The organism is Lelliottia sp. GFLA7 (genome assembly GCF_056490165.1).
Genome location: NZ_JBWLAQ010000076.1, coordinates 1 through 451 on the forward strand (window position 1 = coordinate 1; position 451 = coordinate 451).

The window sequence follows — 451 nt, forward strand, 5'->3', positions numbered from 1 at the left end:
CCGCACGCAACTTCCGCTGGGTGGCCCGCAGCCCCTACCCGCCGATCGCGCGCCGGCGCCGGCCGACGCCCCGGCTCGGCCCGACACCCCGGTACACCCAGGTCCCGCGGTGGGGACTGCTCGACCCGCCGCCCGAGGAGCCCGACGACCGGCTCACCCGGACCGAGGCCGCCGCCGATCTCGCGCCGACGCTGCTCGCGTGCACCGCGATCGTGTTCGGGCTCGCCGCACTGGCGGAGGCGTTCCGGTACGGACTGCTCGTGTTCAACCGGGTGCGCCTGGTCGACCCGCTGACCCTCGCGGTGTCGGACTCGATGGTGTGGGCGACGCAGCTGTCGGCGCCGCTGGTGGCCCTGGCCGCCGCGGCCGCGTCGGTGTGCCGGCTCGTCGTCATCCGCCGCCAGGTGCTCGCCGTCCGAGGGCTCGCGGACCCACGCCCGCCGCGCGTGCT

Annotated in this window: 1 protein-coding gene; it reads left to right on the top strand. The window is 77.2% G+C overall.

Annotated elements, in window-relative coordinates:
* Nucleotides 1-451: hypothetical protein (locus tag AC07RN_RS21225; RefSeq protein WP_478337253.1), on the top strand; the 451-nt coding region annotated here is incomplete at both ends.